19 protein-coding genes and 1 pseudogene are annotated in these 26,181 nt (G+C 60.5%); all 20 read right to left on the bottom strand.

The features are described 5' to 3' along the window. Positions 1-206 precede the first annotated feature (206 nt). The 20 genes and pseudogenes from pseI to flgG all read right to left on the bottom strand — a co-directional run bounded on the left by pseI (position 207) and on the right by flgG (position 26,181). Entirely contained in the window at positions 207-1,259 is a 1,053-nt protein-coding gene (pseI, locus tag ACIQVE_RS06885; protein WP_402805939.1) for a pseudaminic acid synthase, read from the bottom strand. An 11-nt stretch (positions 1,260-1,270) separates the two neighbouring features. Continuing rightward, positions 1,271-2,401: pseudogene (pseG, locus tag ACIQVE_RS06880) on the bottom strand (UDP-2,4-diacetamido-2,4,6-trideoxy-beta-L-altropyranose hydrolase); the annotation flags it as partial. Then, positions 2,398-3,093: a pseudaminic acid cytidylyltransferase gene (gene pseF, locus ACIQVE_RS06875; RefSeq protein WP_402805936.1), complete on the bottom strand. Its 696-nt coding sequence runs from the start codon at positions 3,091-3,093 to the stop codon at positions 2,398-2,400. The pseudogene pseG and the gene pseF, both read right to left, overlap by 4 nt. 6 nt (positions 3,094-3,099) lie before the next feature. Beyond that, complete coding sequence (gene pseC, locus ACIQVE_RS06870) at positions 3,100-4,263, bottom strand: UDP-4-amino-4,6-dideoxy-N-acetyl-beta-L-altrosamine transaminase (RefSeq protein WP_402805934.1); 1,164 nt, start codon at positions 4,261-4,263, stop codon at positions 3,100-3,102. Continuing rightward, positions 4,260-5,261, bottom strand: a complete 1,002-nt coding sequence (gene pseB, locus ACIQVE_RS06865; RefSeq protein ID WP_402805931.1) for a UDP-N-acetylglucosamine 4,6-dehydratase (inverting) — start codon at positions 5,259-5,261, stop codon at positions 4,260-4,262. The genes pseC and pseB overlap by 4 nt, the downstream gene beginning before the upstream one ends. 29 nt (positions 5,262-5,290) lie before the next feature. After that, complete coding sequence (locus ACIQVE_RS06860; protein ID WP_402805929.1) at positions 5,291-8,206, bottom strand: TIGR00180 family glycosyltransferase; 2,916 nt, start codon at positions 8,204-8,206, stop codon at positions 5,291-5,293. 55 nt (positions 8,207-8,261) lie between these two features. Then, positions 8,262-8,999 (bottom strand): cephalosporin hydroxylase family protein, encoded by a 738-nt coding sequence (locus ACIQVE_RS06855; RefSeq protein ID WP_402805928.1) that lies wholly within the window; start codon positions 8,997-8,999, stop codon positions 8,262-8,264. 17 nt (positions 9,000-9,016) lie between these two features. Further along, positions 9,017-10,087 (bottom strand): class I SAM-dependent methyltransferase, encoded by a 1,071-nt coding sequence (locus ACIQVE_RS06850; RefSeq protein WP_402805925.1) that lies wholly within the window; start codon positions 10,085-10,087, stop codon positions 9,017-9,019. Continuing rightward, positions 10,084-10,935, bottom strand: coding sequence for an NAD-dependent epimerase/dehydratase family protein (locus ACIQVE_RS06845; protein WP_402805922.1), 852 nt, complete (start codon positions 10,933-10,935; stop codon positions 10,084-10,086). The genes ACIQVE_RS06850 and ACIQVE_RS06845 overlap by 4 nt, the downstream gene beginning before the upstream one ends. Then, complete coding sequence (locus ACIQVE_RS06840) at positions 10,932-12,158, bottom strand: methyltransferase domain-containing protein (RefSeq protein ID WP_402805919.1); 1,227 nt, start codon at positions 12,156-12,158, stop codon at positions 10,932-10,934. Before ACIQVE_RS06840 ends, ACIQVE_RS06845 begins: the two co-directional genes overlap by 4 nt. After that, positions 12,155-12,715: a dTDP-4-dehydrorhamnose 3,5-epimerase family protein gene (locus tag ACIQVE_RS06835; protein ID WP_402805917.1), complete on the bottom strand. Its 561-nt coding sequence runs from the start codon at positions 12,713-12,715 to the stop codon at positions 12,155-12,157. Before ACIQVE_RS06835 ends, ACIQVE_RS06840 begins: the two co-directional genes overlap by 4 nt. Continuing rightward, on the bottom strand, positions 12,712-13,794 hold the full coding sequence (gene rfbG / locus ACIQVE_RS06830) for a CDP-glucose 4,6-dehydratase (RefSeq protein ID WP_402805915.1): 1,083 nt from the start codon (positions 13,792-13,794) through the stop codon (positions 12,712-12,714). Before rfbG ends, ACIQVE_RS06835 begins: the two co-directional genes overlap by 4 nt. Next, the gene (gene rfbF, locus ACIQVE_RS06825; protein ID WP_210553709.1) at positions 13,776-14,549 is read right to left on the bottom strand and encodes a glucose-1-phosphate cytidylyltransferase; all 774 of its coding nucleotides are present in this window, start codon (positions 14,547-14,549) and stop codon (positions 13,776-13,778) included. Before rfbF ends, rfbG begins: the two co-directional genes overlap by 19 nt. Before the next feature lie 313 nt (positions 14,550-14,862). Further along, positions 14,863-18,465 carry a glycosyltransferase gene (locus ACIQVE_RS06820; RefSeq protein WP_402805912.1) on the bottom strand — a complete coding sequence of 1,201 codons (3,603 nt, stop codon included), beginning with the start codon at positions 18,463-18,465 and terminating at the stop codon, positions 14,863-14,865. 114 nt (positions 18,466-18,579) lie between these two features. After that, a complete protein-coding gene (locus ACIQVE_RS06815; protein WP_402805910.1) occupies positions 18,580-20,148 on the bottom strand; it encodes a flagellar hook-associated protein 3 in 1,569 nt (522 codons plus the stop codon). Positions 20,149-20,161: 13 nt separating this feature from the next. Further along, positions 20,162-22,207, bottom strand: a complete 2,046-nt coding sequence (flgK, locus tag ACIQVE_RS06810) for a flagellar hook-associated protein FlgK (RefSeq protein ID WP_402805907.1) — start codon at positions 22,205-22,207, stop codon at positions 20,162-20,164. A gap of 23 nt (positions 22,208-22,230) precedes the next feature. Continuing rightward, entirely contained in the window at positions 22,231-23,520 is a 1,290-nt protein-coding gene (gene flgJ / locus ACIQVE_RS06805; RefSeq protein WP_402805904.1) for a flagellar assembly peptidoglycan hydrolase FlgJ, read from the bottom strand. Positions 23,521-23,531: 11 nt separating this feature from the next. Then, the gene (locus tag ACIQVE_RS06800; protein WP_186532077.1) at positions 23,532-24,620 is read right to left on the bottom strand and encodes a flagellar basal body P-ring protein FlgI; all 1,089 of its coding nucleotides are present in this window, start codon (positions 24,618-24,620) and stop codon (positions 23,532-23,534) included. A 27-nt stretch (positions 24,621-24,647) separates the two neighbouring features. Further along, complete coding sequence (flgH, locus tag ACIQVE_RS06795) at positions 24,648-25,343, bottom strand: flagellar basal body L-ring protein FlgH (RefSeq protein ID WP_402805901.1); 696 nt, start codon at positions 25,341-25,343, stop codon at positions 24,648-24,650. Between the two features lie 52 nt (positions 25,344-25,395). After that, positions 25,396-26,181 (bottom strand): flagellar basal-body rod protein FlgG, encoded by a 786-nt coding sequence (gene flgG, locus ACIQVE_RS06790; RefSeq protein ID WP_042558187.1) that lies wholly within the window; start codon positions 26,179-26,181, stop codon positions 25,396-25,398.

Raw genomic sequence — 26,181 nt, 5'->3', positions numbered from 1 at the left:
CAGCCCAAGACCACCGCTCGCAAGGATTCGAGGGGCGCCGACAAACAGAAAATGGTTGCCACGACGGGCAACCAAGGGGAGCGCAAAGGGCTATCACTGGAACCGAAAACGGGCCAGGCGCCATCTCCCCGATCAATACAATACAGTGAAGATGCGCGTTATGACTCGCAGGTCACGCTATTTTGCCGAATCCACTACAGATTGGGTTATTCGACCAGCGACCAATCCAGCGGCGTACCGCGCTTGATCGGCGCGCGAGCGCAGCGCCCGAGGACAGCATCGGTGTGCTTGGGCGGCAGACCGAGGCCGGGGCGAATGGCGCGCAGGTTGTCCCGCGTAAAGGGCTCACCGACGGCCATGTCGGCGGTCACGTACAGCGAGCGGCGATAAACCACCGACTTGAGTTCGGCTTCGGTAGCGCCGTATTGCACCCTGCCCAACGCCTGCCAGGCACGTTCGGTTTCCAGCACCAGACTGGCCATCTCGGCCGGCTCCAGCGAGAAACTGGCATCAACCCCGCCCGCCGAACGGTCGAGGGTGAAGTGCTTTTCCACCACCGTCGCACCGAGCGCCACGGCCGCTACCGAGACGCCAACACCCATCGAGTGATCGGACAGCCCCACCTCGCAACCGAACAATTCACGCAGATGCGGGATCGTTCGCACATTGCTGTTTGCCGGAGTCGCCGGATAAGTGCTGGTGCACTTGAGTAGCACCAGATCCTTGCAACCGGCCTCACGGGCGGCGCGCACGGTTTCATCGAGTTCGGCGATGCTGGCCATGCCGGTGGAGATGATCAGCGGTTTGCCAGTGGCGGCAACACGACGGATCAACGGCAGATCGGTGTTTTCGAAACTGGCGATTTTGTACGCCGGCACGTCGAGGCTTTCGAGGAAATCCACGGCGGTGTCGTCGAACGGAGTCGAGAACGCGAGCATCCCCAGTTCCTTGGCGCGGGCGAAGATCGGCGCATGCCATTCCCACGGTGTGTGGGCCTGCTCGTACAAGTCATACAAAGAGGTGCCGGCCCACAGGCTGCCCGGGTCCTTGATGAAGAACTCGCCCTCCGCCAGATCCAGAGTCATGGTCTGGGCGGTGTAGGTTTGCAGCTTCAAGGCGTGCGCGCCTGCCTTGGCGGCGGCTTCGACGATTTGCAGGGCGACGTCCAGCGACTGGTTATGGTTGCCGCTCATCTCGGCAATGATGAACGGCGGCGCGTCGGCACCGATCAGACGGTCGCCAATCTTGAAACTACTCATGAACGGTGTTCCCTTTTATTCAAACTGGCGTTCAGCCCGTCGGGCAACAGCTGCGCATCGTCCAGCGTGGTGTGACTTAACTTGAGCACAGCATCGGCCAATGCAGCGGCGACTCGCAATGCACCGCGTCCGTCGACCATTTGCCGAGAACGTTCGGCCAGGCTCTGGCGCAGATAAAAGTTGCCTGCGACAAAGCTGATCGCATCACGCAACTGCGCGACACTGACCTGCTCGCGCGCGCCCATGAACACATGCGCGCCGGCTGCCGCCATGACTTCACCGTTGACCTGCTGGTTATTCGACACCGCTATACAGATCGTCGGCAGGCCCAAAGCCGCGCGCTCCCAACTGGTGCCGCCACCGGCGCCGATAAACAGATCGGCCTCGGTCATGCGTTGCTGGAAATCACTGACAAAACTGTGCAGACGCCAGTTCGGCCGCGTTTGCGCCAGTGCCTGCATCTGCGCCCATGCCGGGTTGTCGACACCGGCGACGAAATCAACGTCCAGCTCAGGGAAGTCCGTCAGCGCGAGCATGGCGTGATGGGTCTGCATCGCCGCATCGAAACCGCCGAAATTCACCAGTACGCGCCGGGCCTTGGGCTTGATCTGGATCGCCGGGCAGTTGAACTCTTCACGCAGCATGGCATAGCGCGGGCCGAGCAATGTGCGGCAGCCCTCGGGCAACAACGGCGCGTAATTTTCGCTGAGACCGGACAAATTCTGATTGAGCAGCAGATCAACGCTGTAGCGCCGAGTGGCGAGATCGTCGACCGCAGCAATACGCGGCGCCCAACGCCGTGCGGCGGTCTGCCAGTGATGATCGAGGCCGTAATGATCGACGATGATCCAGTCGAATTCCGCGCGCCCCTCCAGCACCGCGCCCAAGGCGTCGATATCCGCCTGCCACGGCAGCATCGATTCGATGGCTTGTCGCGGGTCTTCATCGGGATAGCGTTCAGGCAGTGCGAACGTTTCGAATCCCTCAGCGCTCAGTGCATCGAGCCGATGCCCCGGCAACTCACGACAGGCAAACGCGACATGACTGCCTTGCGCACGCAGCACCCGGGCCAGGGTCAGGCAACGGGCAATGTGGCCGCTGCCGATGGTCGGTGAAGCGTCGGCGCGAATCAGGATTCTCATTGCAACTCTCCGCCGGCCTTGAGCGCGGCGTAAAGGTATTCGGCACGCTTCCAGTCTTCGGGTGTGTCGATGTCCTGCACCAGATGCCGGGGCAGAATCACCGGCAGACTGGCCGGCGAATAGACCACCTCGCCGCGCAGCCACGCATCACTGCGTCCCCAGTAAAACTGCCCGGCATCCTGAAACGCCTCGGGCAGATCCTGCGAACGGCTGTTGCGAAACTCGGGATACAGCGCCGTCAACGCGCCCTCCCCGTCCAGCGTCAGCGCACGCTGCACCGGGAACCCGAAGTTGCACACGGAGAAGGCGAAGGATTTATCCGGATGCTGTGCAAGCAGCTCAAAACCCTCGCGCAGATAACGCGCCTGCAACAACGGCGCCGTGGCGTACACGCAGCAGGCATATTCAAAACTCGGCAGTTGCTGCAAGGCATGCACGATCACTGCGGCGGTGCCGGTAAAATCATCCGCCAGATCGGCCGGACGCAAAAACGGCACATCAGCGCCGTGCGCCCGCACGACCTCGGCAATTTCCTCGTCATCGGTACTGACAACGACTTGATCGAACAAGCCCGAATCAAGCGCCGTACGAATCGAGCGGACAATCATCGGCACGCCAGCGAACAGCGCCAGGTTCTTGCGCGGGATGCGTTTGCTGCCCCCGCGCGCCGGGATGATTGCAATGTTGCTCACGTTGTCCTACTCCTCAATCAGCAGCCGGCGCAATTGCTCGACCACGTAATCCTGCTGCTCCTCGGTCAGCAGCGGAAACATCGGCAGGCTGATCGCTTCGGCGTAATAGCGCTCGGCTTGGGGAAAGTCGCCCTCGGCAAAACCAAGTGCTTGATAGTAAGGCTGCAGATGCACCGGAATGTAGTGCAGATTCACGCCGATCCCGGCTGCGCGCAAGCCTTCGAAGACCTGGCGATGACTGAGACTGATGCGTTCGGTCTGCAAGCGCACCACATACAAATGCCAGGCTGATTCCGCGTCCGGTTGAGCGCTGGGCAAAGTCACCGGCAAGTACGTCAGCAACTGCTCGTACCGCGCTGCCAACTCGCGGCGTCGAGCGATGAAGTCGTCCAGTTTTGCCAGTTGCGACAAGCCCAGCGCGGCTTGCAGATCGGTGATCCGGTAATTGAAGCCCAGCTCGATCTGCTGGTAGAACCAAGGGCCATGGCTGGGCTCGGTCATCTGCTGCGGGTCGCGGGTCATGCCATGGCTGCGCAAGCGTTGCAAACGCTCGGCCAGCGCCGGGCGATTGGTCAGGACCATGCCGCCCTCGGCACTGGTGATGATCTTCACCGGATGGAAACTGAACACCGTCATTGCCGCAAATTCACCGCAACCGACCGGGCGTCCGGCGTAAGAAGCGCCGACCGCGTGGGAGGCATCTTCGATCACGGTGAAGTTGTAGCGCTCGGCCAGTTCGGCAATCTGCCGCATGTCGCAGCTCTGCCCGGAAAAGGCCACCGCCACCAAGACTTTTGGCAGTTTGCCGTCCTGTTCAGCCTGATCCAGTTTCGCTGCCAACGCGTAAGCATCGAGGTTCCAGGTCAGCGGATCGATGTCGACAAAATCCACCTCGGCGCCGCAGTAACGCCCGCAGTTGGCAGAGGCCAGAAAGGTGTTCGGCGTGGTCCACAGACGGTCGCCCGGGCCAAGCCCCGCCGCCAGACACGCAATGTGCAGCGCCGCCGTGGCGTTGCACACCGCCACGGCGAAATCGGCCTGGCAACGCTCGGCCATCGCCTGCTCGAAGCGCTCGATGGTCGGCCCTTGCGTCAACCAGTCCGATTGCAACACCTCGACGACGGCATCAATGTCCGACTGATCGAGACTCTGCCGACCGTAAGGGATCATACCGAGAGCTTCGCGTGCAGATCGCTGATCTGCCCGACCGAGAGGAAGTGCGGATTGGTGTCGGAGCGATACTCAAAATCTTCGCTCACCGCCCGCCCACGCTCACCGAGTTTGTCGACGGCAAAATCGACATCGACGCTGGTAAAGCGAATCGACGGCTGGATGGTGTAGTGATCCTCGAATTCAATAGTCATCCGCGCATCGTCCAGCGGCACCATCAACTCGTGGAGTTTTTCCCCCGGACGAATGCCGACGTTTTTGTGCGGCAGATGTTCGGCCATGCCCCGCGCCAGATCGACGATGCGGATCGACGGGATCTTCGGCACGAACACTTCGCCACCGTGCATCCGCGCGAAGCTGTCGAGGACGAACTGCACACCGTGATCGAGGGTGATCCAGAAGCGTGTCATGCGTTCGTCGGTGATCGGCAGCTCTTGCGCGCCATCGGCGATCAGCTTGCTGAAGAACGGCACCACCGAGCCCCGCGAACCCGCCACGTTGCCGTAGCGCACCACGGCAAACCGGGTTTCCTGCTCGCCGGCGATGTTGTTGGCGGCGACGAACAATTTGTCCGAGAGCAACTTGGTCGCGCCGTACAGGTTGATCGGGCTGGCAGCCTTGTCGGTGGACAGCGCCACGACCTTTTTCACACCGTTGTCGATGGCCGCAGCGATGATGTTTTCCGCGCCGTTGACATTGGTGCGAATGCATTCGGTCGGGTTGTACTCCGCCGCCGGCACTTGCTTCAACGCGGCGGCATGCACCACGTAATCGATGCCGCGCATGGCCTGACGCAAACGGTCAGCGTCACGCACGTCACCGATGAAGTAACGCATGCACGGCGCGTTGAACGTCTGCTGCATTTCGTATTGCTTGAGCTCATCACGGGAGAACACCACCACGCGCTTGGGCTGGTATTGCTCCAGCAAGCGACGGATGAAGTTGCGCCCGAACGAGCCCGTACCGCCGGAGATGAAGATCGATTTTCCGTTGAACATGTGTAATTCCTGTTCCCTGTCCGACGGACTCAAGCAAGCAACTGCGACCAATTGATCGAAGTGTTTTCAGCCAAGGTAAAGCCTTTGCCGGTCAGGGCCAGATTGGCGTTGTAAGCCGGATCCTGGGCAAAAGCACTGCTCCATTTCTCACGCAATGCGGCCAGCGCTTCAGGGGCTTGCGGCAATTCACCGGTGTGCAACACCTGGACCAGCGGCGTCCACACGGTGAGGAAACCGGCCTGCCCGGCCTTGAGGCACAGATCGACATCGCTGAAGCCGTCGGCGAAGGTCACTTCGTCCAGACCACCCACTGCGTTGAACAACTCTTTGCGCACCATCAGGCAAACCTTCGACACGGCGGAATAATTCTGCTCGACTGCCTGACGATGCATGTAGCCCGCAGCGCTGTGCTTCTCGCCGATGAACGCCGAACCGACGCCACCGTTCAGGCCGAGGATCAAACCCGCTTGGGCGATTTTCCCGTCACGGCTGACCAGTTTGGCACCGACGATCCCGACTTCCGGACGCTGGGCGTGGTTGAGCAACGAATCGAGCCAGTTCGGGTTGACGACTTCTGCGTCAGCGGCCAGCAGCACCAGATATTCACCCTGCGCCTGCTCGCTGGCAGCGTTATACAACGCCACCTCGCCGAGCGGCTGATCAGCACGCAAGACATTCACTTTCGGATGGCGCAATGCACCCAGCCAGTCATTGACCGCTGCCGACTGATTAGCGTTTGCCGCCACCAGTACTTCATAGCGGTTGTAACGGGTTCTGAGCAGCAGGCCTTCCAGGCAACGGCGCATCACTGGCAAGTCATCAATGACCGGCAAAATGATCGACACCATCGGTTGCTCAGTGTGGCGGTAATCAATCTGCCAAGTGCCCGGCGCCGCCGAAGTCACCTTGGCCTGGTAGCCGCGATTGCCCAGATGGCGCAACAACGCCTGACGCTCGTGGGCGTTTTCTTCCAGCGCTGCGGCTTGTGTGATCAACAACGGCTCGTCGAGATGCGCCAGACCGTCGAGGCCACCTTGCTCAATGATGCGCAGCAGCAGGTCGAGCTCCAGCGCTTTGCTGAAGTCGGCCTGATAACCGCCAACCTCCAGCAGCACGTCGCGACGGACAAGCCAATGGCGTGCCATCAGCGACGGGATGCTTTGCAGCAAATCCAGGTTGAAGCCCGGGCGGAATACGTCCACAAGCGCACCTTCTTCAGTGCGCTGGATCTCATCAGTGGCCACCGCGCGAAGCCCTGTGGCCGACATCAACTCCAGACCGGCGCGCAACAGGCCACTCGGCGTGAATTCATCACCCACGTTCGCCAGCAGCAACCAGTCGCAGGGAGACTGCGCGGCGCTCAGGTTCAGTTTGTCGACGAGGTTGCCCGGCGTAACCCGGACAAAGTGCAAGGTGTTCTGTGCGGTGGTCGCACTCTGCGGCTCGCCCGTGGTGAAGACGACGATTTTGAAAGCCTTGCTGTGACCTTCGACGAGGCTGTCGAGTGTCACTTGCAGCTTCTCGACGTTGTTGTCCAGATCCAGCAGGAAAATGCCGAATTGTGGACCGCCATTGTTCGCCGCCAGATGCTTGGCAATCAATGCTGCCTGTTCGGCGTCCGGCTTGCGGGCCGCCAGCCAGTCGAGCAAACGGCCCGAGCGCATCTTGCTGAAGACCGGGTAATGATCGGTGTCCGCCACTGCCCCCAGACGAGCATCCCACTCAGCTATCTTCTGCGCTTGCTCGTCTTCGCCGAGGGATTGCAGTTGCGCCGACAGACGCTTGAGCACAGCGCGGTTGAACGCGTTGCTGTCATGGGCCTGCCACAACCGGTCGACGACACTTTCCGCCGTATCGTTATTGCGTGCCTGCAGCAGGTATTCCTGCCGGGTCCAGACACCCTCGAGTTTTTCCAGTTGAATGCGACCGGCCGGCATCGCGTGCAGCAAAAACTCGAACTGGGTCAGCAAGTCAAAAAAGCGCTCGTTGTAGAAAGGCATCTCGACGTATTGGCGTGGCCCGAATTTGCGCTCGGGTGCCTTGGTAAAGTTGCTCCAGGTGGACTCGAAAATCAGCTCGGTCGTCAACGCACGCCCGGATTCCAGGCTGTCCGTCATGGCCGCGAAGCTTTCCAGGGCCAACGCCTTGCGCTGCGCCTGATCGAGATCGGTGATACCGGTCGGCAAAGAGGCGAGGAATTCGGCGAAGGCTTCGCGCTCGGTCACCGATTTGGTATCGGTGTACGACAGCACGTGGTAGACCTCGGTGTTGTGGTCGGAGAAACCGATGTTGATCTCGCGCACGACATACGGAATCGGCAGGATGCGCGCCTTGGCGTTCGCCAGCAGGTAGTAGGTGTGACCGATCTCCTGCCATTCGAAACTGGTGCCCGGCGGCAATGCCGCGTACCAGTCCTTGATGATCGAGGTACGGCACACGCCATAGAACGGCGGCACGTACTGGTGCATGAAGTCGAGAACACGATCCTCGGCACGCTCCGACGCGTAGTCTTCGCAGATTTTCTTGTCGCGGCGGTAGTAGCTGACGCTACCGGCCAGCGCCAGGTACATCAGGCAGTAGCCGTGGCACAGACCATAGTCGCGGTTGGCTTCCAGGAAGTTGACCGACTCGGCCAAAGATTCATGCAGGATGAAATCGTCGTCGGCCGCCAGCACCATGTACGGCGTGGTCAATTGCTCCACGCCGTAAGCCAGTTTGGCCTGCATACCCCAATAGGCGAACTGCGGCACATGGTGATAATCGACCGAGGAAAAATCACCTTCCGGCCGATCAGGTGTGGAGTCAAGAACCAGGATTCTGCAGGGCAAACTGCTGTAGTACTTCACCGCCCGACGCAGAAACGCCGGCCGATTGTGAGTAATCAGTACCACTGTCAACAGCTCGTTGAGCGGCAGCGCTGGTTCAGAACTGTACTTGCCTTGCATAACTTCTCTCCACAACCGGCGACTCGCCGAAATAGCGCATTGATGATGTTGCGAATTAACGAACGCGACGCAGATAGCCGTCCGGCGCCACGGTGATCAGCAGCTTGTTTTGCAACTGCTGATCGATCTCGAAATCCTTGTTCTCTTCGAGGTATTTCCACACGGCGGTTTTCGGGTTATCGCCCGGGCCCCACGGACGATCCGGGAAGAAATCGACCGGCATATCTTCAACCACGGTGTCCATGACCACGCAGTAGCTGTCGACCGACACCAGTGGTGCGTAAAGGCGCAGCTCTTCAAGGACGTGATCGTGGGTGTGGTTGGAGTCGAGAACCAGAATGACTTTCTTGCCTTTGGCGGCAGCCTGCACTTGGGCGGCGATGGCCGCGTCGATGCTCGAACCTTCGATCATCTTGATGCGCTTGGCCATCGGGTGGCTTTCAATCGCTTCACGGTTGTGCGGACGAATATCGAGGTCGATGCCCAGCACTTCGCCGTGGCCTTGCAGCTCCAGCAGAGACGCGTAATAGATGATCGAACCACCGTGAGCGATTCCGCACTCGATGACCAGATCCGGCTTGACCTGCCAGATGATCTCCTGCATCGCCATCATGTCTTGTGGTAGCTGGATGATTGGGCGACCCATCCACGAAAAGTGGTAGCTGTACTTGTGTTTAGCGGACTCGTTGAAGAAATCCCGGGCCAGGCCGGTGAGTTTCTGGTCGTCGCCTTGCTGGGCGATCTGTTCGCGGCATTCGGCTTCGAAGGCTTGGTTGATGCTGTTGTCGGTCATGTTCAAAGTCTCAATGGTCACTGGAACGAAGCGCTATCGACGGCGTGATAGACGTAGCGTCCACCGGTCATCCGCTTGATTTCTTCGAGGTAATTGGAGTTCATCACAAACAGGTTGGCGCCTTCGGGCAATGCGTCCATGGCCTCTTGCGGCGAGGACACGCGGGCACCGCTCAACGGCAGATAACGACCCTGTTTGGCCGGGTTGATATCCACCACACGATCCACCGCCACGCCCGCACGTTGCAGGAACAGCGAATAGATCACGCCTTTGGACGAGGCACCCCAGATAGCCGAACCCTGCTCGGGCGCGGCCTGAATGATCTGCACCGCGCGGTCGAGGCTGGCGGTGAAACCTTCAGGCAGCGTCAGGCGTGGCACCGGTTGTCCCGGAGTCAATCGCAAGGTTGCAAGGTCGGCGACGATGTACAGGTACTGGCCACCGAACAGGTGACCGGCCTCATGCACAGTGCCGAACATCCGGCGCAGGTCATCGAGGCGGAAATAATTGACGTGTTCATAGAACAGATCGAACCAGGCTTTGTGCTCAAGGATCCAGTCGAAGCACGGCACTTCGATGTAGATCTGCCCACCCTGATTGGCTTCGCCGATCACCGAGAGGAAACTCACGGGATCCTCGATGTGCTCCAGCACATGGCGCAGCACGATGGCGTCAGCCGCCAGGCCAAGACCACGGGTGAACGGCGCCTTGATCACGTCGGCGTTCTCGCCTTCATAAGCCGGGTCGATGCCGGTGATCGAGTAACCAAGGCCCTTGAGCAACTCAAGAAAGTAGCCCTTGCCGCAGCCGACCTCGATCAGTTCCTGGCCCTTGAAGTGCTTGGCGATGATGCCTTCAACATCGCTCAGGTGCTTCTGGAACTGGCCGGAATGCGCTTGCTCGTTCTGGTAATCGGCGTCGTAGCTGAGCTTGTCGGCGTCGAATGCGGCGTTGAAGATCAAGCCGCTGCGCTCGTCCTGCACCAGCAGCATGTCGGCACTGGCCGAAGCCTGCGCCGACTCGGCGTCGGCAAAGGTGCGGTTCTGCAGCACCGGCAGGTCAGTGACCCGATACAACTCGTGCCTCATTGCGACGCTCCCAACAACTGTTGCAAACGTTCGGTCACCGCCCAGAACGCCAGTGGTTCGTGGGTCGGGTATGGGTAGTGGCCGAGGCTCAGTTCGATGGACTTGCCGCGTTCACGCAGGCGCTGTTCGACCAGCGAACGCACCGCGACCGGCTGGCCACTGGCGCAGTTGATCACGCCGTCGAAGTCGCGTTGATGCAAGATCGCGACGAGGTAACCGGCAGCGGTCTCGATTGGCAGAAAATCGCGCAACTGCTCGCCCGCAGACATGTTGAACGACGCCTCACCGGCATCGATCGCACGGTCCAGCGCCGCCAGCAAACTGTTGGGGTTCTGCCCCTCGCCATGCAGGTAAAACAGCCTCGCCCATTGCAGAGTGAACGGATGCGCTTGCTGCAAGTTCTGCAAAAACAGGTGCAAGGTGTGCTTGGCCAGACCGTACGGATTGCTCGGCCTTGGCTCAGTGTTTTCGCTGAGCGGGCCGCTTTGCATGCCGTATTCGAAGCAGGTGCCGGTAACCAGAACCTGCTTCACCCCCGCCTCGACCGCACTTTTGATAAAGCGGTAATCGGCCATCAGGTTGTGCTCGAAATGGAACAGCGCCCGATAGTTCGGCAACCCCGGCCAGGCCAGATGCGCCAGCGCATCGACGCCCTCGGTCAACGCGGCGAGATCGAGATCGTCGGCGTGAATATCCGCCGCGACGAATTCGACGTCGTTGATCCATGGCATGCCTTGCGCCGTTTCTGCGTTGCGCGCCACAGCACGAACAGCGCAACCGCGCGCCAGCAATGCCGCGACCAGATGCCGACCGACGAAGCCCGTGGCTCCCGTTACGAGGACCTTCACAGCACTGTCAACTCAGGCACCGCAATCAGGAAGCGGCCGTCCCACTGACGCACCTGCGCCAGTTGCTGGCTGACTTCGTGCAGTAGGTTCCATGGCAGCACCAGCACGTAGTCCGGTTTTTCGATATCGATCTGCGCCGGCGCAACAATCGGGATGCGACTGCCCGGCAGAAACTTGCCCTGCTTGTGCGGGTTGGCATCGGCCACCCAGGCGAGCAGGTCCGGTTTGACCCCGGCGTAGTTGAGCAAGGTGTTGCCCTTCGCCGCCGCGCCGTAACCGACCACACGTTTACCGTCAGCCTTGGCCTGCAACAGAAAGCGCAGCAGTTGATGCTTGATCCGTTCGGCGGCAGGCGCGAGGGTCGCGTAGTACTCGGGCGTTTTCACCCCTGCATCAAATTCAGCCTGCAACTGTTGTTGCACCGCTGGTTGCACCGGGCGACGCTCACCGTCCTTGCGCTGCACGAACACCCGCAGCGATCCGCCGTGAGTGCTCAACTGGCTGACGTCGAATACTTCCAGATCGTTTCGTTCGCACAGGGTTTGCACGGCCGTCAGCGACAGATACGAATAGTGCTCGTGATAGAGCGTGTCGAACTGCGCGCCGGCCATCAGCGTCAGCAGTTGCGGGAATTCGAACGTGGCCACGCCAGTTGGCTTGAGCAAGGTGGCGAAGCCACCGAGGAAATCGTTGATGTCCGGCACATGCGCGAGCACGTTGTTGGCGGCCATCAGGTCAGCACCCCAGCCTTCGCTTTTCAGTTGTGCGGCGGTGTCGCGACCAAAGAACAGCTCACGAATTTCCACCCCCTTTTCCCGCGCCGCTTGCGCAGTACTGCGGGTCGGCTCGACGCCCAGACACGGAATGCCGCGACCGGCGACGTACTGCAACAGGTAACCGTCGTTGGCCGCAACTTCGACCACGCGGCTGTCAGCGCTCAGGCCGAAGCGCTCGACCATTTCCGCCACATAGCGCTCGGCATGGGCCAGCCAGGTGCTGGAGAACGAACTGAAGTAGGCGTATTCGGCATCGAACAGGCTGTCGGCGGAGGTGTAATCCTCGGTCTGCACCAACCAGCATTGCTGGCACACGGCGACCTTCAGCGGCACCCATTGCTCGGCCTGCTCAAGCCGATCGGCATGCACGTAGGCGTTGGACGGTGGCGAGGTGCCGAGGTCGATCAGCGGCAGACTCAGCGGTGCGGCGCACCCACGGCAATTCATAGACGCACTCCAGCAAAGTGTTGATCGAGCGCGGGATGGCTGGAATCACGCGCTGACAAATTATTGACAGGCAACGGCCAGGCAATCGCCAGCCGTGGATCGTTCACCGACAGACCGCCCTCATGCGCAGGCGCGTAATCGGCGCTGTGCAGGTAAAGCAATTCGGCGTCTTCGGTCAGCGTCTGGAAACCGTGGGCGAACCCGGCCGGGATCAACAGGCTGCGACCATCGCCGGCTTTGAGGTGCTCGGCATGCCAGTGCAAAAAGGTTTTCGAGTCCGGACGCAAATCGACCGCCACATCCCACACTTCGCCGCGCAGGCAGGTGATCAGTTTGGCTTCCGGCGCATTCGCGTTCTGATAATGCAGACCGCGCACGCTGCCCTTCTCGCGAGTGCAGGAATGGTTGATCTGACGGATATGAAACTCACTGCCAAACGCACTCAGACTGCCCTCGCAGAACAACCGGGCGAAGTGCCCGCGCTGATCTTCGAAGCGTTTGTGCTGAACGCTGAACAACCCGGCCAGCGGCAATGCCTGCAAGGAAAACTCGCTCACAGCGCGCCTCGGTACAGGTTCAGTTGGCCGAGGGTGACGGCGCGCATGTCGTCGCCGTTCTGCCATGCCAAATGCCAGTCGAGGGTCTGGGTCAGGCATTGCTGCAAGGTCCAGCGCGGTTGCCAACCGAGCAGTTGGCGTGCGCGGCTGCTGTCCAGACGCAGCAGACCGGCCTCGTGCAGTTCGCTCGGCTCGATGCGTAGACCGCGCGCTTGCGGCCAGCGGCTGGCGAGCAATTCGACCACTTCGCCGACGCTGCACATGTCCGCCTCGCCAGGGCCGAAGTTCCACGCACCGGCGTACTCCGGGCCTTGCTCGTAGAGGCCGGCAGCCAGTTGCAGATAACCGGCCAATGGCTCCAGCGCGTGTTGCCATGGGCGCACGGCTTGCGGATAACGCAGGGTTACCGGTTCGTCTGCCGTCCACGCTTTGAGTACATCGGGAATCAGTCGCTCAGGGGCAAAGTCACCGCCGCCCAAAACATTGCCGGCACGCGCCGTGGCCAGGGCCAGACCGTGTTCGGAGTACTTGTCTGCCGGGAAGAAAGACGCCGCGTAAGACTGCGCCAACAGTTCGCAGCAGGCCTTGCTGCTGCTGTAAGGATCATGGCCACCGAGTGCTTCGTCCTCGCGGTACGGCCACAGCCATTCCTTATTGGCGTAAACCTTGTCGGTGGTCACCAGCACACAGGCACGTACGCAGCCAACCTGACGAATCGCTTCGAGCAGGTTGAGCGTGCCCATGACGTTGCTGGAATACGTGCCAAGCGGGTCGCGATAGCCTTCGCGCACCAGCGGCTGGGCCGCCAGGTGCAGGACAATCTCCGGCTCGGTGTCAGCGATGATTTCGAGCAAGGCGCCGAGATCACGCAGATCACCGCGCTGATCGTTGATGCCTTCGTGTGCCCGCGCCAGTTCGAACAGGCTCGGCTCGGTCGACGGGTCCAGTGAAAAGCCGCTGACTTGCGCGCCGAGGCTTTGCAGCCACAGGGTCAGCCAACTGCCCTTGAAACCGGTGTGGCCGGTGACCAGCACACGCTTGCCGCGCCAGAAATCCGCACTCAGGCCCATTGCTTCCATGGGGCCTCCCCGCTCTGCCACAGCGCTTCGAGGTGATTCTTGTCGCGCAGGGTGTCCATGGGTTGCCAGAAGCCATCGTGCTCGAAGGCTTTGAGCTGTTCGTCCTGGGCCAGGCGGGCCAATGGCTCGGCTTCCCAAGTGGTTTGATCACCCGCGATGTACGGCAACACTTTTGGCGACAGTACAAAGAAACCACCATTGATCCAGCCACCGTCGCCACGGGGTTTTTCGGTGAAACCGAGGACCTGATCGCCTTGGCGTTCGAGGGCACCGTATCGACCGGGTGGCTGCACCGCAGTGACAGTCGCCAAGCGACCGTGAGCCTTGTGGTAATCGACCAGTTCGCGAATGTTCAGATCGGAAACGCCGTCGCCGTAGGTGAAGCAAAACGCCTCTTCATCCTGCAGGTAACGACCGGCGCGCAGGAGACGGCCACCGGTCATGGTTTCTTCGCCGGTGTCGATGAGCGTGACGCTCCATGGCTCGCTGTAATTCTGGTGCACGTCCATGCGGTTTTCGCGCATGTTGAAGGTGACGTCGGAGGTGTGCAGGAAGTAGTTGGCGAAGAAGTCCTTGATCGCGTAGCCCTTGTAGCCAAGACAGATCACGAAGTCGTGAATTCCGTGGGCGGAATACTGCTTCATGATGTGCCAGAGAATTGGCTTGCCGCCGATCTCGATCATCGGTTTGGGCTTGAGGTGCGACTCTTCACTGATGCGCGTGCCGAGGCCACCCGCCAAAATAACTGCCTTCATCGTCTCCCCTCTCGTTCGTCACCGGGCTGCGCACAGCTTTCTTGAGCTTTGCGGCCTACTGGCTAACCTTTTTGCCGGTTCGGGCGCAGGTGGGATACCCGCGAGCGCTCGTTTTATGGCGATTTGAGGGGGACTTGCAGGAAACGCGCCAGCTACAGGAGTTCCGTGTCGCTGGGCGCCAGGCCAAAAAAAGGCGAACCCGAAATCGGGTTCGCCCTACGCAGCATTGCTTGTCATCAACCCCATTGCAGGATCGACAGTGCTGGATTTAGTTATCAGCCAAACATGGCAAACGCATCACTCTTGGCGGGCATCAATCCGCCAGCCAGCCGCTTTCCCAATAACGCAAGTTATCGCCGCGCAAGATGTAGTCGCGCAGCACGACTTCGCGCAAATCGTCACCCATGCGATAGCTGGCATCCGGGTCGGCCAGGTGCATGCGGATTGCCTGCAGCCATTCATCCGTGGTGTTGGTCTTGATCCGCGTGCACGGCAGATAGCCTTGGTAGGCCTCGGTGTTGGTGCAAATCACCGGGTAACCGCAAGCGCCATACTCCAGCAGACGCAGATTGCTCTTGCAGTCGTTGAAGATGTGGAATTCCAGCGGTGCCAAGGCCAGATCGAGATTGAGGCTGGCCAGTTTCGCCGGATACGCGTCGAGGGCGATTACCCCGTGGAACTCATGCATGTACGGGAGCAGGTCGTCCGGGCACATGCCGAAAAACACCCAGTCGACTTCATCCGCGAGTTCGCGCACGACATCCGCGATCACCGCCAGGTCACCGTGGTGGCTGGTGCCGCCGCCCCAGCCGACGCGCGGTTTTTTCGAGGTCCGGCGCTGGCTGCTCAGGCTGCTCCAGAATTCTTTGGCCAACATGTTTGGCACCACACGAATGTCGTGATGCATATCCGCCAATGCGTTGGCCAACGGCTGAGTCGAGACGACGACGCGATCGCACATGCCGATCGCACGGCGAACCAGGCGCTCCATCTGATGCTTGTCCGGCATGTTGCGGATATGCGCATTGCGATGGGGAACATCGATGACGTAGTCATCCAGCTCATAGATTCGCCGCGCATTGAAGTAGTCGCGCAGCACTGGCATCTCGTTGATCGGCGCTTCGGAATAACGGCCTTGCAGAACAATCACATCAGGTGACAGACGCTCGATTTCAACAATCGGTGGCAGGTTCACGCTATAGCGAATCTGCCCCTGCACCCTGCCTGCGGCTTCGAGTTCAATCAGCGGTTGGGTGACACGATAGTGACCGACGGCGGAGGCATTGATTGGCAACCCGAGAATCTTCGGCAAAGTGTTATTGCGCAAAGGGCTCCACCCACTGCGCAAACCCGGCTCGAGCGTGAAACTCGAACGGGTGGCCCCATTCAACGATAGGTTGGGGTTGTAGGCCGGGTCACGGGCAACCACCGGCAGCCAGCGCTTGTAGAAGGTTTTTTCCTGCTCGCTGTGTGAGATGGCTGCTTCATCAATGACCGATTCGACTGGCTGCGCGCCGAGCGCCAGCACCGCGTACGGGGTCCAGACCACCAGATACCCTTGCCGGGCGACGCGCAGGGCCAGGTCCACTTCGTGCAGCGTGCGCGGCAGGCCCTGCTCATCCAGACCGTCAACCGCATCGAACACCGACTTGCGCACCATCAGGCAATCAGCCCCGACGGCGCTGAGGTCCTGAACCGCCTGCAACCGGAACATGTACCCCGCGGACTGCATCGCCTGACCATAGAACGGCACACCGGCCGGCCCCTGCAAGCCCAGCACCAGCCCGGCATGCAAAACATAGCCATCGGGATTGAACAGCTTGGCACCGACGATGCCCACTTCCGGACGCTGGGCGTGGTTGAGCAACTCGTCGAGCCAGTCACCTTGAGTGATCACCGAAAAGGGGTTGAGTAGCAGCACGTACTCGCCCCGCGCCTGGGCAGCGGCAAAATTGCGCAAGGCTGCGACGTTACCCTGCTGCGGGTACGTCAGCACTCGCACCCGATCGCTGCCCAGTTGCGCCATACCGGCCAGCCAGGCTTGGGCCTCGGCTGTCTCGCTGCCGTTGTCGACCAGCAACAGCTCGTACTCGCTGTACGCGGTTTTTTCCAGCAGGCTCTCGACACAACGTTGCAACGCTGAAATCTTGTCGCGGGTAGAAATGATGATCGAGACCAACGGCCGATTCACATGCCGGTAATCGACTCGATTGAGCAGCTCGACGCTGCCGCGACGCATGTCGTGGGCGATCCCCAGACGATCAAGATGGGCCGTCAGCAATCGCGGGTTGTTTTCAGTCACTTGCGGCAGCGATAGCCACTCGGCCAAATCGAATGTCGACTCGATAGCAATCTCGGCCAGATGCCCGACCACCTGAGTGCCCTGATCTTCGACCATCCGCCACAACAGGTCGTGAGGCGCCAACTCAGTGAACGTCGAATCGAAACCGCCGAGCGCCACAAAGGCATTGCGCTGAAACGCCAGGGTGCGGCCGACATAAGGGTAGGTGCGCATCAGATCGAGGTTGAAGTCAGGTTTGAATGCCGGCTCCACCGACTCACCCGCCCGCAAACTGCCTTCATCGCTGTATAGACACTGCAAATCGCTGTTGAAGGCGATTCGCTCGGCCATCATCAGCAAGGCAGGGGGCACCAGACGATCACCGGCACGCAGCAGATAAAACCAGTCGGCTCCCTGCAACTGTGGCAGCAATTCATTGATCTGTTGCAGGCGATCATCCTGCAGCGGCAAATGGAATACACGTCCGTCCAGTACCGGCTCAGCGCAAGTGGAAGACAACACCAGTGTCAGCTCGGGCGCATAGACCTGCGCGGCGAGACTCTCCAGCGTACGTTCCAGCGCCGCGGAACTGCCCTGTTCATCAACCACGACTGGCACGATTCGCGGCGTTGACGGCCAGCCTGCCAGCGTGTCCGGCAATAGTCTGCGCTGGACGTCACTGAGCGTGCGGCACTCCAGCCATTGCGTATAGAGTTCGGAAAAACTCAGGCTGCTACTGCCGACCGCCCATATCTGAGCGCTCTGTTTCGTGCCGAGCGTGCGGCTCAGCGGCAATTCTTCCCAGACCCGTGGCGAATCATCTGCCTTGGGCAACGGCACATAACGCACCCAACCCTTTGCAGGCGCGGATTCTCCGGCGCGCGCCTTGAGCATTTGCGTCAGCCATTGCCGCTCGATTTCGAGCGCGTCCTTCATGGCTTGCTGGCCGCTCAGACGATCGGGATACAGGCGTTCGACACTCAATACATGGTTGGACACGACCACGTTGCCGCGCCGCATCAAACACACAAACAGCGCAAAATCGAGGCTAGCCACAAAGCAGTGCTCGGGCTGCGTCAGCGCCGGCAACAACTCCAGAACATCGGTGCGACGGAACATGGCACTGCTGAAACCACCGAGGATGTTCGCCGGGAACGCCTCGAAGATTGCCAGCAAGTCGTCACCCTTGAACAAACCACTGATCGGTGACAGTGGCGTATTTTCCAGACGTGAAGGCAGCACCATATCGTCGGCGTCCCAAAGCAGACGCTGGGCCAGCACCAGATTGACCTCGTCACGCTCGGCCAGCACGCGAGCCTGATACTCGACACAGCTGGCAAACAGATGATCGTCGTCACACAAGAACTTGATGAACTCGCCCTGCACCTGATCCAGGCAGGCTTTCAGATTGCCGACCATTCCCAACGTGTGCGGATTACGCACATAACGCACGGCGACGCCGGCCTGCTCGACAACCGACGTAACGATGTCTTCGATCTCACTGCCGCGACTGTCATCGCACACAATGATTTCAAGATTGCCATAGCCCTGACTGACGGCGCTGCGCAATGCCCGCTCGAAAAAGCGCGAATTGAACGCAGGAATGACAAGGCTGACAAGGGGAAGTGAATTCACGGCGGACTCGCAAGCGGCGGGAACCCGCCCGGAACTGCGAGCCCTCTGAAACCGCGAAAAAAGACATTGGAAACTAAAGAGCCGAGCTAGCGGGCGCTTGCGCGCCCGTTACCGTCAGATCTTGTTGAACAGGCCCAACTGACTGATCTTGCTGAACGCCAGTTGCGCGGCCTGCAACATGGTCTGTTGCAAGGTCAGGCGGGTCATGACTTCAGCAGGATCCGAATCACGGATCGAGCCTTGGGTCGTGGTGTTCGCTGTGCTCAGGCTGTCGTTGGTGACCGACTGCATATCCAGCGACTGGCCACGGGCACCAATGGAAGTGACAGCGGTGCCGATCTGATTGGCGGCGGCGTCGATGTTGCCGATACCGGCCTCCATGGCGCCTTGCAGCTTCTGCTTGGCCACCGGGTCGCCATCGATCGGCGTGTTCAGCGCGGTAATCATCTGACCCAGGGTGTCGAGTACGTTCTGAGTCTGGTGGTTGTTCGGCTGAATCGAAAATTGATCGCCGGCTGCCGGGGCGCTACCCAAGGCGAATGTCACACCGGCTGCCGTCGCGTTGCTACCGGCCACAGTGCCCGAAGACACAGGCTTGCTGTCAGCGGTTACCGGCGCAGCGTACAGGTCGAACGCAGTGGCGCTGGTGAACTTGAGGATCGCCCCACCCTGCGGGAATGCCGCGGTATAGGCCGCCTGGTCGGTGATGCTGGAACCGGTGATCACCGCCGTCGAAGCATTGCCCGGGCTACGCGAAGTGGTGAACGTGTCCGGTGTCACCGCCAGTTGAAAGCTGTGCCCGGCAATGACCGCATCCGGGTTGGTGTCACCGGCCTTCAGGTTGAGGTTCAGCTTCATGTCGACACCGCGGAAGCTGAAGCTCTGGTTGCTGCCGCTGGTGTTGCTGATCACGCCGTTCTTGCTGGCGTCAGCAGTCACGTCGTTACCCTGGGCGTCGGTGATCTTCATCTGCGTGCTGCTGACGAAGGCCACGGTGTACGGCTGACCACTGGTGAACGTCGAGTTATAGGTGGCAGCGGTGCCAACGGTACCGTTGGACAGTACGACGCGACCATCATCCACCGCGGGTGCAGTCATGGTGGTGTTGGTGCGACCGGTATTGATGGTCTGCTGGAACGCATCCCAACCAGTGGTGTTGGTGCCGACCGCCAGGCCATCGCCGATGCCCAGATTGATGGTGGTCTGGTCACCGTTGTAGGAGTAGGTGCCGTCGGTATTTTGCGAATACGGTGCGGTGTCGGTTTTCGAACCGGAGAACAGGTAGTTGCCGTTGGCGTCCTTAGAGTTCATCAGGCCCAGCACTTGTTTCTGGATCTCGCCCAGTTCCGACGCGTACGCCTGGCGGTCCTTGTCAGTGATCGTACCGTTGTTGGCGGCCAGAGAGATTTCCTTGGCGCGGCTCAACGCCGTGGTGATGGCATCCAGCGTGGATTCCTGCACGGTCAGCGCACTCTTCGTGCTGCTGATGTTGGTGGTGTACTGATCCAGCATCGCCGCCTGCTGGCCCAGTTGCAGCAAACGTGCGGCACCGACCGGATCATCAGCAGCGGTGTTGATGCGTTGCAGGTTGCTCGCCTCGCTGGCAGTGGCCAGCGCCTTGTTGAAGTTACGCTGATAGTCCGCAGCTTGCGTTCCGTAATACTGGGCGGTGGAAATGCGCATGAATTACGACTCCTTAAAGGCTGTTGATCAGCGTGGCGAAAGTTTCCTGCGCAGCTTTGATGATCTGCGAAGACGCTGTGTAGTACTGCTGGTATTTGACCAGGTTGCCGGTTTCTTCATCCAGGTTGACCCCGGACAGCGAATCCCGCGCGCCGGCAGCCTGCGTCAGGATCGCCGTGGTGGCTTCAACGTCGGACTTGCCTTGGGCGGTCTTGGTACCGACGTTGGTCACGAGTTTGTTGTAGGCGTCGGTGAGGCTGATGCCTTTGCTCGCCGAACCGGTGTCGACGGTCTGATTCGTTTGCAGGCCAACCAGCGCCTGGGCATTGCGGTTATCCGAAGACGACGCGCCGGTCATGTTCATGGTGAAGGTTTCGCCGGGCTTCGGCGTGCCGCCGACGGTGGTCTGCACGGAGAAGGTTTTCTGTACGTTCGGCGTAACACTGGTGTCCAGCACCGGGTTGCCGCTGGCATCAACGATGCCGACTTTCAGGTCCAGCGTGTTCGATTGACCAGGAACGATAGTGCCGCTGCTGATGAGACCGCCCTTGGCATCCACAAAGGTGTAAGACTGACTGCCCCCGGAGACCGCACCGAACACCAGCTTGACCGGCGTCGAATTCTTCAGCGCTGCCTGCATGTCAGCCTGGGCAGTCGGGTTGTAGATATCGATCTTGCTGCTGAGCGTCGGCTGGGTAAAAGTGCCCAGACCGTTGGCGCTGGCGACACCGGTCAACGGACCCGCTGCAGCGATTTTCTTCGGATCGGTGAGTACGGTCTGGATGCTCGCTGCCGCGTTACGGGTCGGCGTCACTTTGAAGCTGTCGCCCGCGCTCAACGCGCCACCCTTGAGGGCCAGGCTGAAGCCGTCGATCACCGGCGGTGGCGTCGTGTTGGTGCTGAAGGCGCCCATGTCGGTGCCGTCGGAACGCTTGACGGTGTAATCGGTGGCGCTGGTGAACGTCACCTGGTAGTCGCTGCTGGTCAGCTTGCCGGTGTCCTTGATGGTGACGTCAAGGTTGCCCGAGCCTGCGCTGTTGCCCGACTGCGCAATGCTGCGCTGGCTGATCAGCGCGGCACTGTTGATATTGTTGAAAATCGCCGCGCCGAAGTCACCGTTCTTGTCGATGCCCTGGGCTTGCTGGCTGTTGATCTGATCGGCGACGACCAGCGCCACACGCCCCAGCTCGTTGAGCGACGGGTCGAGCACTTCTTTGCGATAGGTCAGCAAGCCACCGATTTCGCCACCGCTGATCACCGAAGTGATGTCGATGGTGCTCGAACCGCGATCCATCTGGATGCCCAGGCGCGTCGGGTCATCCTTGCTCGGCACGGCGCTGAGGGAGTTGGTGGTGTTGCCGATGACCAGCGGCTGGCCACTGCCGACATACACATCGAAACTGGTGCCGCGCTCGACGACTTGCGCGCCGGTCAGTTCGGACAACTGACGCACGGCCTCGTTACGGCTGTCGAGCAGATCGTTCGGCGCGCCACCGCTGGTGGAAATTTCGCCGATCTTCTGGTTGAGCGCGGCGATCGAGTTGGCCAGTTTGTTCACCTGGGCAGTCATGTCGCTCAGGCTGCCGTTGATCGTGGTGTTCTGGTCAGTCAACTGCTTGGCGATGGAGTTGAAGCGACCGGTCAGCGCCTGTGCGCCGGTCAGCACCGATTGACGGGAAGTGTCATCGGTGGCCGAAGTCGATACGCCCTGCATCGAGGTGAAGAATTTCTGCAGCACACCGGTGAGGCCGGTGTTGACGTCGGACAGCGTGCCGTCCAGTGGTTTGGCTTGCGCCAGATACGACGCCGATTCGCTGCTGAGCGAAGTCGCGGTGTGCAACTGGGTTTCCAGGTACGAGTTGTAGACCCGGCGCACGTCGGCCAGGGTTGTGCCCGTGCCGATGAAAACGCTGCCGAACTGCTGCGAGGATTTGGTGCCCTGCACGGTTTGCTGGCGCGAATAACCGGCGGTGTCGACGTTGGCAATGTTGTTGCCTGTCGTAGCCAAAGAGGACTGGCTAGCCGACAGCCCCGACATCCCGATATTGAGCAAACTCATGGTTCAGACCTTATACCTTGTGCCTATAAAGGCGTGGTGGAAACGCCCGCCGCAGCGTAGTTTTCAAAACTGTTCATCTGCTTGGCTATCTGCGAAATCTTGCTCGCGTAGTTCGGGTCGGTTGCGTAACCGGCCTTCTGCAACTCGCGTACAAACTGTTCTGGGTTATCGGCCGACTTCAGCACTTCTTGATAGCGATTATTGGACTGCAGCAAAGTCACCAGATCGTGGAAACTGTCCTTGTAGGAGGCATAGGAACGGAACTCGGCCGTCTCCTTGACCATCGCGCCATTGCGGAACTCGCTGGTGATTGCCCGGGCCGAATCGCCCTGCCAGTTGCTGCTCGCCTTGATGCCGAACAGGTTGTGGCTGCTGCTGCCGTCCTGTGCGCGCATGACCGATTTTCCCCAACCGGTTTCCAGTGCGGCTTGCGCCACCAGGTAACGCGGATCGACGCCGATACGGTCGGCGGCTTCCTTGGCCATCGGCAGCATGGTGTTGACGAATGCGTCGGCAGAGCTGAAGGCTTTTTTCGCTGGCGCCAGCGGAATCTGCGCCATCGCACGGCCGTAAACCTGCATCTGCTCGCCGGAGGCTTTTTCAGCCTCGGCACGCGCCAGCCAGTCGCCGTTGTACAGCGGGCCTGCACCAGTGATGGCAGCAGTCGTGGCGCGTTGCGGCAATTGAGTTGTTGCGGCAGGCGTGGCCGACGGCACCAGCCCTGCGAGCAAACGATCAGCCAGTTTCGGCGGCAAGGCCAGACGACGCTGGTTGATCAGCGCCATGTCATTGCTGTGCGCGAGCTGGGTGTTCGGCGCATGCACCGAACGCGAGGCCCACAGCGGACGCTCACCATTGAGGCGTGACAACGGGCCAGTGCCGACGGTGCCGGCGGCAATCGGTGTGGCGACATTAGCGGCAGCGGCTTTCGCGGCTGCCTGCTTGGCGGCGGAAGCGGCTTCAGCCTCGCCCGGCGCCATCGGTTTGTTCTTCGACATCTGGCGCATCAGCACGTCGGCCAGGCCAATACCACCGCCCTCGCGGGACATGGAAACAGCCAACTGCTGGTCGTACATTTCCTGATACTGCTTGGCTGCCGGCGTGTTCAGCGGATTATCTTCGCCCAACGCATTGGTGGCCGAGCGCATCGACTTGAGCATTTCACCGATAAACAGCGATTCGAATTCCTGCGCAACTTTGCGCATGTTCGTGTCGCTGTCCTTGTCGCCGACCTTGAGCTGATTCAGACGATTGAGGTCGGAGTAGGAACCCGAATCGCTGCTACCGACCAGACCGCTTTTGCGCATATCCATAGTGGCCGTCCTCAGATCACGATCAGGTCGGCTTGCAACGCGCCGGCCTGCTTCAGTGCTTCAAGAATCGCCATCAAGTCACCCGGTGCCGCGCCGACCTGGTTCACCGCACGGACGATCTCGTCGAGGGTGGTGCCCGGGCCGAACTTGAACATCGGCTTGGCTTCCTGTTCGGCATTCACTCGCGAACGCGGCACGACAGCGGTCTGGCCGTTGGACAACGGGCCAGGCTGGCTGACGATCGGGTCTTCGGTGATGGTCACGGTCAGACTGCCGTGAGTCACGGCGGCAGGCGAAACCTTCACGTTCTGGCCGATGACGATGGTACCGGTACGCGAGTTGATGATGACTTTGGCGACGGCCTGACCCGGATCGACTTCGAGGTTTTCCAGGATCGACAGGTAGTCGACTCGCTGGCTCGGATCGAGCGGCGCGGTCACGCGAATCGAACCGCCGTCGATGGCTTGTGCGACGCCAGGGCCAAGCATGTCGTTGATCTTGTCGACGATGCGTTTGGCGGTGGTGAAGTCGGAGCGATTGAGGTTCAGCGTCAGGCTGTTGCCCTGGTTGAAACCGCTCGGCACCGAACGCTCAACCGACGCACCGCCAGGGATGCGACCGGCCGACGGAACGTTGACGGTGATCTTCGAACCGTCACGACCTTCGGCGTCGAAACCACCGACGACAAGGTTGCCCTGAGCGATGGCGTAGACGTTGCCGTCGATACCCTTGAGCGGGGTCAGCAACAGTGTGCCGCCGCGCAGGCTCTTGGAGTTACCGATCGACGAAACGGTGATGTCGACCTGCTGACCCGGCTTGGCAAACGCCGGCAGATCGGCACTGATCGAAACCGCCGCGACGTTCTTCAACTGCACGTTGCCCGATCCCGGCGGTACCTTGATACCGAACTGCGAGAGCATGTTGTTGAAGGTCTGCAGGGTAAATGGCGTCTGCGTCGTCTGGTCGCCGGTGCCGTTAAGCCCGACCACCAGGCCATAGCCGATCAATTGGTTGGAACGCACGCCAGAAATACTGGCGATATCTTTCAGCCGCTCGGCTTGTGCATTGAAGGTCACCGACAACATAACGGCGGCCAGCATGAGGCTCTTGAAATTCAACGTAGCCACCTAGAAAGGGAACAGCGGGCTGAGGAAGAAGCGGTCGAACCAGCCTGGCTGACTCGTGTCGGCAAACGCGCCGGTACCCGAATAGGTGATGCGTGCATCGGCGACCCGGGTCGACGACACGGTGTTGTCGGTAGCGATGTCATCGGCACGGACCATGCCGGCAATTCGCACCAACTCATCACCGGTGTTCAGCGTCAGCCACTTCTCGCCGCGCACGGCGATGATGCCGTTGGGCAGCACGTCGGCGACGGTCACGGTGATCGAACCGGTCAGGCTGTTGCTCTGCCCCGACTTGGCGTCACCCTTGGTCGAACGGTCGGCGCTGTAGCCGGCGTTCAGGCTCAGGTCGCCGCCACCAATCGGGTTGTTGGTGGTCAGGCTGGAACCGAACAACGAGGACAGACCGACCGAGTTGTCGCTGTTCTTGTCCATCTGCGAGTTGGCGTTCTTGCTCGCCTGGGTGCGCTCGTTCAGGGTGATGGTGATGATGTCACCGACCCGGAATGCCTTGCGGTCGCTGTACAGGTTCTGCTCGAAGCCGGCCTGATAGATCGAGCCATTATTGGCAGCCGCCGGCAACGGCGTGCGCGGCAACACCGGAGCGTAGTAAGGGTCATTGGGCTTGGGCGTCGGGGCGACGCAGCCCGCGAGCGAGACGACCCCACTCAATGCCAGAACAGATACAAAGCGATTCATGACCCTACCTCACGGTATTGCAGGCGACCTCATGGCCGCCTCATAGACTTGATTACAGATTCTGCGTTACGAACGAGAGCATCTGGTCGGCGGTGGAGATCACCTTGGAGTTCATCTCGTAAGCGCGCTGAGTGGTGATCATGTTGACCATCTCTTCAACGGTGCTGACGTTGGATGTTTCCAGTGTGTTCTGCAGCGTGGTACCGAAACCGGCCAGACCCGGAGTACCGACTTGCGGCGCGCCGGAAGCGGCGGTTTCCAGGAACAGGTTGTTGCCCACGGCTTGCAGACCGGCCGGGTTGATGAAGTCAGCGGTCTGCAGGTTGCCGATCACTTGCGAGGCAGCGTTGCCGGGCAGCGTGACGGAAACCGTGCCGTCATTGCCGACGGTGAAGGTTTGCGCGTCGTTAGGGATAACGATCGCAGGCTCCAGAGCGAAACCACTGGCGTTGACGATCTGGCCATTGGAATCGAGGTGGAACGTACCGTCACGGGTGTAGGAAGTGGTGCCGTCCGGCTGCAGGATCTGGAAAAAACCGCGACCGTTGATGGCCATGTCCAGCGGCTGCTCGGTGGTTTGCAGGCTGCCGGCGGTGAAATTTTTCTGGGTGCCGACGATGCGCACACCGGTACCCACTTGCAGACCTGACGGCAGTTCGCTGTCCTGAGTCGACTGGGCGCCTGGCTGGCGTTTGATCTGATAGAGCAAGTCCTGGAACTCGGCGCGGTCACGTTTGAAACCCGTGGTCGAGACGTTCGCCAGGTTGTTGGAAATGGTGGTCAGGTTGGTGTCCTGAGCGGACAGACCCGTTTTGGCAACCCATAGAGCCGGAAGCAT

This window comes from Pseudomonas sp. NPDC098747, assembly GCF_044760045.1.
Lineage (GTDB): Bacteria > Pseudomonadota > Gammaproteobacteria > Pseudomonadales > Pseudomonadaceae > Aquipseudomonas.
This window is presented reverse-complemented; position numbering and strand designations above follow the sequence as displayed.

Excerpts from the sequence above, each read along its gene's own strand:
- pseI (WP_402805939.1), bottom strand. The coding sequence starts at position 1,259 with ATGAGTAGTTTCAAGATTGGCGACCGTCTGATCGGTGCCGACGCGCCG.
- pseC (WP_402805934.1), bottom strand. The coding sequence starts at position 4,263 with ATGATCCCTTACGGTCGGCAGAGTCTCGATCAGTCGGACATTGATGCC.
- pseB (WP_402805931.1), bottom strand. The coding sequence starts at position 5,261 with ATGTTCAACGGAAAATCGATCTTCATCTCCGGCGGTACGGGCTCGTTC.
- ACIQVE_RS06860 (WP_402805929.1), bottom strand. The coding sequence starts at position 8,206 with ATGCAAGGCAAGTACAGTTCTGAACCAGCGCTGCCGCTCAACGAGCTG.
- ACIQVE_RS06855 (WP_402805928.1), bottom strand. The coding sequence starts at position 8,999 with ATGACCGACAACAGCATCAACCAAGCCTTCGAAGCCGAATGCCGCGAA.
- ACIQVE_RS06850 (WP_402805925.1), bottom strand. The coding sequence starts at position 10,087 with ATGAGGCACGAGTTGTATCGGGTCACTGACCTGCCGGTGCTGCAGAAC.
- ACIQVE_RS06840 (WP_402805919.1), bottom strand. The coding sequence starts at position 12,158 with ATGAATTGCCGTGGGTGCGCCGCACCGCTGAGTCTGCCGCTGATCGAC.
- rfbG (WP_402805915.1), bottom strand. The coding sequence starts at position 13,794 with ATGGAAGCAATGGGCCTGAGTGCGGATTTCTGGCGCGGCAAGCGTGTG.
- rfbF (WP_210553709.1), bottom strand. The coding sequence starts at position 14,549 with ATGAAGGCAGTTATTTTGGCGGGTGGCCTCGGCACGCGCATCAGTGAA.
- ACIQVE_RS06815 (WP_402805910.1), bottom strand. The coding sequence starts at position 20,148 with ATGCGCATTTCCACCGCCCAGTATTACGGAACGCAAGCTGCGGACTAT.
- flgK (WP_402805907.1), bottom strand. The coding sequence starts at position 22,207 with ATGAGTTTGCTCAATATCGGGATGTCGGGGCTGTCGGCTAGCCAGTCC.
- flgJ (WP_402805904.1), bottom strand. The coding sequence starts at position 23,520 with ATGGATATGCGCAAAAGCGGTCTGGTCGGTAGCAGCGATTCGGGTTCC.
- ACIQVE_RS06800 (WP_186532077.1), bottom strand. The coding sequence starts at position 24,620 with ATGCTGGCCGCCGTTATGTTGTCGGTGACCTTCAATGCACAAGCCGAG.
- flgH (WP_402805901.1), bottom strand. The coding sequence starts at position 25,343 with ATGAATCGCTTTGTATCTGTTCTGGCATTGAGTGGGGTCGTCTCGCTC.
- flgG (WP_042558187.1), bottom strand. The coding sequence starts at position 26,181 with ATGCTTCCGGCTCTATGGGTTGCCAAAACGGGTCTGTCCGCTCAGGAC.